This window comes from Burkholderia sp. Tr-20390, assembly GCF_017104595.1.
Classification (GTDB): domain Bacteria; phylum Pseudomonadota; class Gammaproteobacteria; order Burkholderiales; family Burkholderiaceae; genus Burkholderia.
The window spans coordinates 1-7,655 of record NZ_JAAGPC010000284.1 but is presented as its reverse complement, the minus strand read 5'-3'; the positions used below and the strand labels follow the sequence as shown (position 1 = coordinate 7,655).

At 70.0% G+C, this 7,655-nt stretch carries 7 protein-coding genes; 5 read left to right on the top strand and 2 right to left on the bottom strand.

The window, feature by feature from the left end; all coding sequences use genetic code 11:
- From G3N98_RS37230 to G3N98_RS37210, 5 genes are all read left to right on the top strand, one after another.
- On the top strand, positions 1-865 hold an 865-nt coding region (locus G3N98_RS37230; RefSeq protein ID WP_241026248.1), incomplete at its 5' end, for an ABC transporter substrate-binding protein.
- 345 nt (positions 866-1,210) lie between these two features.
- The gene (locus G3N98_RS37225) at positions 1,211-2,308 is read left to right on the top strand and encodes a glycosyltransferase family 2 protein (RefSeq protein ID WP_206150918.1); all 1,098 of its coding nucleotides are present in this window, start codon (positions 1,211-1,213) and stop codon (positions 2,306-2,308) included.
- 6 nt (positions 2,309-2,314) lie between these two features.
- Positions 2,315-3,577 carry a glycosyltransferase family 87 protein gene (locus tag G3N98_RS37220; RefSeq protein WP_206150917.1) on the top strand — a complete coding sequence of 421 codons (1,263 nt, stop codon included), beginning with the start codon at positions 2,315-2,317 and terminating at the stop codon, positions 3,575-3,577.
- Positions 3,578-3,821: 244 nt separating this feature from the next.
- Complete coding sequence (locus G3N98_RS37215) at positions 3,822-4,901, top strand: glycosyltransferase family 2 protein (RefSeq protein WP_206150916.1); 1,080 nt, start codon at positions 3,822-3,824, stop codon at positions 4,899-4,901.
- A 15-nt stretch (positions 4,902-4,916) separates the two neighbouring features.
- Positions 4,917-6,170, top strand: a complete 1,254-nt coding sequence (locus tag G3N98_RS37210) for a glycosyltransferase family 87 protein (RefSeq protein WP_206150915.1) — start codon at positions 4,917-4,919, stop codon at positions 6,168-6,170.
- Here G3N98_RS37210 and G3N98_RS37205 read toward each other — a convergent pair.
- Both G3N98_RS37205 and G3N98_RS37200 read right to left on the bottom strand, forming a co-directional pair.
- Positions 6,143-7,183, bottom strand: a complete 1,041-nt coding sequence (locus tag G3N98_RS37205; protein ID WP_206150914.1) for a TadG family pilus assembly protein — start codon at positions 7,181-7,183, stop codon at positions 6,143-6,145. The genes G3N98_RS37210 and G3N98_RS37205 overlap by 28 nt on opposite strands.
- Positions 7,176-7,604 carry a TadE/TadG family type IV pilus assembly protein gene (locus G3N98_RS37200; protein WP_089474532.1) on the bottom strand — a complete coding sequence of 143 codons (429 nt, stop codon included), beginning with the start codon at positions 7,602-7,604 and terminating at the stop codon, positions 7,176-7,178. Before G3N98_RS37200 ends, G3N98_RS37205 begins: the two co-directional genes overlap by 8 nt.
- Between the last annotated feature and the right edge of the window lie 51 nt (positions 7,605-7,655).

Genomic DNA, 7,655 nt, shown 5'->3' with positions numbered 1-7,655 from the left:
CGTGACGCTCGTGCTCGGCGACCAGGCCGGCGGCCTGCGCGCGCTCGCGGAAGCCGCGCACGTGCTCGACGGCACGCCGTACCGGTTCCGCTGGGCCAATTTCCAGGGTGCCGCGCCGCTGTTCGAGGCGCAGCGCGCAGGGGCGATCGATCTCGCGCCGGCCGGCGACCTGCCCGTGCTGACCGCCGCGCTCGGCGACCCGTCGTTGCGGATCGTCGCGACGCGCGTCGGCTCGCCGACGTCGCTCGGCATCGTCGTGCAGCCCGATTCGCCGGTCCGCACCGTCGCCGACCTGAAAGGGCAAACCGTCGTCGTGTCGTCCGCGCGCGGCAGCATCTCGCAGTACCAGTTGTACGGCGCGCTGCGCGAACACGGCCTCGCGCCGGGCGATGTCGACGTGCGCTTCGTGCTGCCCGTCGATGCGTTCGCCGCGTTCGAGGCGAAGCGGATCGGCATCTGGGCGACGTTCGATCCGTACTACGGGCATGCGGTCCGGCGCGGCGCGCGCATCGTCCGCGACGGCAGCGGCATCAATTCCGGGCTGGCGTTCCTGACGTCGCCGGTCGAGACGCTCGACGATCGCGCGAAGCGCGCGGCGCTCGCCGACGTGCTGGCGCGGCTCGCCCGCGCGGGCCAATGGGCGCTCGCGCATCCGGCCGACTATGCGAGCGTCTATGCGTCGCTCACGCGCCTGCCGCCCGACGCGGCCACCGACATCGCACGACGGGCCGCGCTCGCGCAGCGCAGCCTCAGCGGCGCGGACATCGACGTGCTGCAGCGTGTCGCCGACCGCGCGGCGGCCGACGCGATCCTGCCGCGGCGCGTCGACGTCGCATCGATCGCGATCCGCAACGTATCGGCCTGAACGCTGCCGCACGTGGCTACGATCAGCGTGGGCGCGCCATGTCGAGGTCGGGCACGTCGTCGCCGAACGTCGCCGCGACGAGCGTGCGCATCGCGGCGAATGGCGCCGCCGCGCGCTGCCCTATCGCTGAAATCCCTGCCCCGAGCAAACCCGCGCACGCTGTCACCGCCCCGTCATTCGTGCGTACAATGATCTGACCGCTTGCCGCCGCGGTTCGCGGCAAGCGGACGAGGACATTACAAACAGAATACACACAAGAATTGCGCCGATCCGGACCCGTTTCCGCAAGGTCGGCGACAACCGGACCAGACAATGCGGCGCAGACCGGATTTCACGGGGGGACATATGTCCAGGCACACCCGAAAGCCACTGGTATCGCTCGTCGTACCCTTCCACGACGAGGCGGAAGCGATCGACGCATTCTTCGCGACCACCCTTCCCATTCTCGAATCGATCGACACCACACGCTTCGAAATCGTTTGCGTGAACGACGGCAGCCGCGACGACACGCTCGGCCGGCTGATCGACGTCGCCGCCGGCGACCCGCGTGTGCGCATCGTCGATCTCACCCGGCGCTTCGGCAAGGAAGCCGCGCTCACCGCCGGCATCGACGAAGCCGCCGGCACCGCCGTGATCCTGATCGACGCCGACCTGCAGGACCCGCCCGCACTGATCCCCGCGATGGTCGAACGCTGGCTCGCCGGCGCCGAGGTCGTCGCCGCGAAGCGCACCGACCGCAGGTGCGACCCGCTGATGCAGCGCGTGGCCGCCGCGCTCTACTACCGCGTGCACAACCATCTCTCCGAAGTCGAGATGCCCGAAAACGTCGGCGATTTCCGGCTGATGGACCGCCAGGTCGTCGACGCGCTGCGCGCGCTGCCCGAGCGGCGGCGCTTCATGAAAGGCCTGTTCGCGTGGGTCGGCTATCGCATCGAGCTCATCGAATACACGCGCGCGCCGCGCAGCGGCGGCCGCTCCAAATTCTCCGGCTGGCGCCGCTGGAACTTCGCGCTCGAAGGCATCACCAGCTTCAGCACCGTGCCGTTGCGCGTGTGGACCTACATCGGCCTCGCGTTCGCCGCGCTGTCGTTCATCTACGGCGCGTTCATCGTCATGCGCACGCTGCTGTTCGGCAACCCCGTGCACGGCTATGCGTCGCTGATCTCCGTGATGCTGTTCGTCGGCGGCATCCAGCTGATCGGCATCGGCGTGATCGGCGAATACCTCGGACGCATCTATCACGAATCCAAGCAGCGGCCGGTCTATCTCGTGCGGCGGCGCTACCGCGCCGACGCGCTGGTGTGCCAGCACCCGGCGCGACACGCCGCGCAGCCCGACGCCGCGAAGCTGCTGCCGTTCCCGGTCCGGCGCGTCGCCGCGGCCCGGCGACGGCAGCCGGCCGTCGCGAGCGCGGCGGTCGCGCGCAATCTGTCGGTCAAGTAGCGCCGCATGGATATTTCCACCTCATCGATCCAAGACGACGAACGCCCTGTCCGTGTCTGGCTGACGCCCGGACGCGTCGCGCTGTACAGCACGGTCATGCTGACGGTCGGCGTGCTGTTCATGACGATCCTGGTCTGGATCGGCTTCCACTCGACCGACCCGGGCGTGTTCCGCCCGGGCTCGGGGTTCATGGTGTTCTGGTCCGCGTCCCACCTGATGTTCCACGGTTCGCCGTGGCAGATCTACGATGTCCCCGCGTTCTCGCGGGTGCTCGTCGGCCTGTTCCCGACCGCGGCCCGCTATGCGTTCCTGCCGTGGCTGTATCCCCCCACGTATCTGCTGGTGGCCGCCCCCTTCGCGCTGCTGCCCTATGCGGTCGGCTATCCGCTGTTCGTCGCGCTCGGCATCGTGCTGCTCGGGGTAGCGGCCTGGCGCGTGTCGGGGCTCGCGGCGACGCCCGGCGCGAAACGCGTCGGCTGGCTCGCGCTGCTCGCGTGCCCGGGTGTGTTCGTCACCGCGATGTACGGGCAAAACGCGATGCTGACCGCGGCGTGCGCGGCGCTCGCCGTGCATTTCGTCGACCGTCGGCCGATGCTGGCCGGCTTCTTCATCGGGCTCCTGTCGGTCAAGCCGCAGCTGGCGTTGCTGTTCCCGTTCGTGCTGATCGCCGCGCGCGCGTGGCGCGCGTTCGCGTGGGCCGCGGCGTTCGCGACCGCCTTCACCGCGCTGGGCATCGCGAAGGGCGGCATCGAATCGCTCCACCTCTTTACGCAGAACGCGGGCGCGCTGCGTGCACTGATCATCGAGCATGGCGTTGCGTTCTGGTTTGCGTCGCCGACGCCGTTCGCGGCGTTTCGTCTCGCCGGCCTGCCGCTGACGCTCGCCTATGCCGGGCAAGCCGCCATCGCCGCGATCGCGATCGCGGCCGCGTGCGTCGTCTGGCACCGCCACCGGGATGCGCGGCTGCGCGGCGCCATGCTGGTCATCGCGATGCTCGCCGCGAATCCCTATCTCTGGCACTACGAACTGTCCTGGCTGTGCATCCCGATCGCCTGCATGATCGCCATCGGCTCGCGGGACGGCTGGCTGCGCGGCGAGCAAAGTCTCGTGGCCGTCCTGTGGGCGCTCCCTTTGTACGAGTTTCTGAATCCGTGGCTGCATCTGCCGCAGATCGGGCCGCTCGTGACGACGATCGCGTTGCTCGTGCTGCTGCGGCGCGCCCGGCTTGCACGCCGCGGCACGCGCGCCGCGGTCGTTCGGGCCTCCTGAGCCGGTCGCCGGGCGCCGCGCCCGGCAATCGCGCACCGGGTCGCGCTCGCGCGGCACAACGCCGCCGGCCTCAACGTCCGGCCAGTCGACCTGGCGTCCGCGCGCGCATTGCCGTGCCGGCATCGATTCGTGTTACGAATTCCCGATTCCTGCCTACAATGTTCAGAACGCCAGTCGTCCGGCCTGCCGCCGGCGACGACCGGATCCATACGGCGCAGCGCAGGCCGGATCTCTCGGGGGACGTATGTCCGCGCATGCCAGAAAACCACTGGTCTCGCTCGTCGTGCCGTTCCACGACGAGGAAGAAGCCATCGACGCGTTCTTTGCCACGACGCTGCCGATCCTCGAATCGGTCGAGTCGGTCCGTTTCGAGATCGTCTGCATCAACGACGGCAGCCGCGACGACACGCTCGGCCGGCTGATCGACGTCGCCGCCGGCGACCCACGCGTGCGCATCGTCGATCTCACCCGGCGCTTCGGCAAGGAAGCCGCGCTCACCGCCGGCATCGACGAAGCCGCCGGCACCGCCGTGATCCTGATCGACGCCGACCTGCAGGACCCGCCCGCGCTGATCCCCGCGATGGTCGAGCGCTGGCTCGCCGGCGCCGAGGTCGTCGCCGCGAAGCGCACCGACCGCAGGTGCGACCCGCTGATACAGCGCGTGGCCGCCGCGCTCTACTACCGCGTGCACAACCATCTCTCCGAAGTCGAGATGCCCGAAAACGTCGGCGATTTCCGCCTGATGGACCGCCAGGTCGTCGACGCGCTGCGCGCGCTGCCCGAGCGGCGGCGCTTCATGAAAGGCCTGTTCGCGTGGGTCGGCTATCGCATCGAGCTCATCGAATACACGCGCGCGCCGCGCAGCGGCGGCCGCTCCAAATTCTCCGGCTGGCGCCGCTGGAACTTCGCGCTCGAAGGCATCACCAGCTTCAGCACCGTGCCGTTGCGCGTGTGGACCTACATCGGCCTCGCGTTCGCCGCGCTGTCGTTCATCTACGGCGCGTTCATCGTCATGCGCACGCTGCTGTTCGGCAACCCCGTGCACGGCTATGCGTCGCTGATCTCCGTGATGCTGTTCGTCGGCGGCATCCAGCTGATCGGCATCGGCGTGATCGGCGAATATCTCGGACGCATCTATCACGAGTCCAAGCAGCGACCGGTCTATCTCGTGCGGCGGCGCTATCACGCGCAGCGGGACGCCGCCGCGCATCCGGCGTCGCAGCTGCTGCAGTTTCCGCTCAAGCGCACGCACGCGGCCCGCCGCCGGACGGCGCAGCCCGCCGCGACCGGCCACGGCGCCGCGCGGAAAGCGTCCATCAAGTAACCGCGCGCACGACGCATGGATCTCCCCCGACAAGCGATCCGAGCGGCGGCCCCTGCCGCCCGCGCATGGCTGACGCCCCGGCGCGTCGTGGCGTACAGCGCGGTCGCGCTCGTGTGTTACGCGCTGTTCGTCGCGATCTGGATCGCCGTCGTCCGTCACGCGCCCGCCACCGCACCGTCGCGCCCGGGCCCCGACTACGCGGTGTTCTGGTCGGCGTCGTACGTGATGCTGCACGGCTCGCCGTGGCAAGCGTACGATCTGCCGACCTTCTCGCGGCTGGCGGCCGAGCTGTTCCCGCAGTTCCGCCGTGAAGACCTCGTCGCGTGGCTGTACCCGCCCACCAACCTGCTGCTCGTGACGCCGCTGGCGCTGCTGCCCTATGCAGTCGGCTACCCGCTGTTCGTCGCGTTCGGCATCGTCGTGTTCGGATTCGCCGCCTCGCGCGTATCGGGGCTCGGCGCGCTCCCCGGCTTGCGGCGCGTCGGCGCGTTCGCGCTGCTCGCCGCCCCGTGCGTGTTCGTCACCGGGATGTTCGGGCAGAACGCGTTCCTCACCGCGTCGTGCGCGGCGCTGGCCGTCTGCTGGGCCGACCGTCGGCCGATGTGGGCCGGCCTCTGCATCGGCCTGCTGTCGGCGAAGCCGCAGATGGCGCTGCTGTTCCCGTTCGTGCTGGTCGCCACGCGCGCCTGGCGCACGATCGCGTGGGCCGCGCTCACCACCGCCGCGTTCACCGCATTGAGCATCCTGATCTGCGGCGTCGAATCGCTACGCCTGTTCGTCGCCGGCACGGCGCTCGCGCGCACGCTCCTCCTCGAGCAAGGCATCGTGTTCTGGCTCGCGTCGCCGGCGCCGTTCGCCGCGCTCCGCCTCGCGGGCCTGCCGCCTGGCGCCGCGTATGCCGCGCAAGCGTGCATCGCGGCGCTGGCGATCGCCGCCGCCTGCATCGTGTGGACACGCTCACGCGACGTCCGCTTGCGCGCGGCGGTGCAGGCCGTCGCCACGCTCGCGGCGAACCCGTACGTGTGGCACTACGAGCTCGCCTGGCTCGGCATCGCGATCGCGTGCCTGCTGGCGATCGGCTGGCAGGACGGCTGGCTGCGCGGCGAGCAGACCGCGATCGCGCTCATGTGGCTGCTGCCGGCCGTCGAATACCTGAACCCGTGGCTGCAAGGGCCGCAGATCGGCCCGGTCGTGACGCTGTTCGCGCTCCTCGTGCTGCTGCGGCGCGCCGGCCCGGAGGCTCAGAACGCGAGCCGCGGCGGCACGTAGATGCCGTAGTACGGCCCGACGCCGGTCGCGACGCCGGTCATCTTCACGCCGGCGACGAAATGGCCCTGGATATACTTGTATGTGCCGCCCAGCGACACGTCGATATGGAACGGCGCGAACGCGACGATCGGCACGGAGGTGCTGGTCGCCGTCTGCGTGACGACCGGCAGCACCACCGTCGCGCCGACCGGCACCGACGTATAGAGCGTCGCCTTCACGCCGGTCGCGAGATTGATGGTGTCGCCGATGTTGAGCGTCGTCGGATTGCCGGTTGTCATCAGGCCGCCCATCGTCGTCGTGTCGGTCGCGCTCGACTGGAACGACGTCCACTGCCCGCCCATGCACAGCAGGCCGTAGATCTGGCCGTTCGTGATCGAGAATTCGAACGGCTGGCCCGTCAGCGGATTGATCAGCGGCTGGTTGGTCGACGCGTTCCAGTACAGGTTGTACACGCACTGGTCGATCGCGACCGGAAACAGCCCGCCGGCCCCGACCCCGCCCGGCGCCGCCAGCACCGCCACGGCGGTCGCGCTGTCGGATGCGCCGGGGATCCCCAGCAGTCCGCCGAGCAGCAGCGGAATCGAGCCGCCGTTCACGCCGGGCGCGCGCGACACGGTGACCTGCACCGCCGGCACGTCGTACTGGCCCGGCGTGATGGTCGTCGGCTGCATGGAGGCGGGGTTGCGCGTCACGTTCCAGTATCCGGTGGTCACCGTGCCGGTCGACAGCGCCGCGCCGGCCGCCGAGTTCTGCGCGATCACGCCATTCGCCGCCGGCGCGGCCTGCGACCAGTTCACCGCGCCGCCGCTCGGCGACATCATCGCATCGGCCCCCGCGAGCGCGGCCGCGTCGGCCGCGTTCTGCAACTGGTTGTTCACCGTGACCACCCACGCGATGTCGATCGCCAGCGCGCCGAACGACAGCAGCGGAATCAGGAACAGCAGGAAGAACAGCGCGACCGAACCGCGCTGCCGTTCGGCGCCGACGGGTGGCGTGGCGGTCATGTCATTCATAGAGCATCACCGACGTCGCCGAGACCGTCACCGGGCCAGTGAGCGCGCTGAACGCGGAGCCCAGCACGAGCCCCGAATACGTGTAGGTCACCGTCACCGTCAGCGCGGTGCCCGACGTCGTGCCGTTCGCCTGCGTCACGGTCACCGCCGGTGTCGTCGCGGTGCCGCCGGTGATCAGGCTGTTCTGCATCGCGGTCTGCGCGATGTTGGCGATCTGCGTCGTGGTCAGCATCGGCACGCGCAGCATGACGCCGGCGCGCGCCGCCTCGCGGCTCGCGTTCGTGATGACGGCCTTGTCGCACAGGAGCAGGCTCGTGTCGATGATGCCGATCAGCACCATCAGCAGGAACGGCAGCATCAGCACGAACTCGAGGGACACGACGCCGCGCGCGTGGCGGGCGCCCATCGCCCCGCGTGTCATTTTGCGGCCCCCGCACCCGGCGGTACGACACCCGGCTCCAGCGCCGCGCCA

Coding starts and splice junctions, on each gene's coding strand:
- G3N98_RS37220 (WP_206150917.1), top strand. CDS start 2,315: ATGGATATTTCCACCTCATCGATCCAAGACGACGAACGCCCTGTCCGT.
- G3N98_RS37215 (WP_206150916.1), top strand. CDS start 3,822: ATGTCCGCGCATGCCAGAAAACCACTGGTCTCGCTCGTCGTGCCGTTC.
- G3N98_RS37225 (WP_206150918.1), top strand. CDS start 1,211: ATGTCCAGGCACACCCGAAAGCCACTGGTATCGCTCGTCGTACCCTTC.
- G3N98_RS37200 (WP_089474532.1), bottom strand. CDS start 7,604: ATGACACGCGGGGCGATGGGCGCCCGCCACGCGCGCGGCGTCGTGTCC.
- G3N98_RS37210 (WP_206150915.1), top strand. CDS start 4,917: ATGGATCTCCCCCGACAAGCGATCCGAGCGGCGGCCCCTGCCGCCCGC.
- G3N98_RS37205 (WP_206150914.1), bottom strand. CDS start 7,183: ATGAATGACATGACCGCCACGCCACCCGTCGGCGCCGAACGGCAGCGC.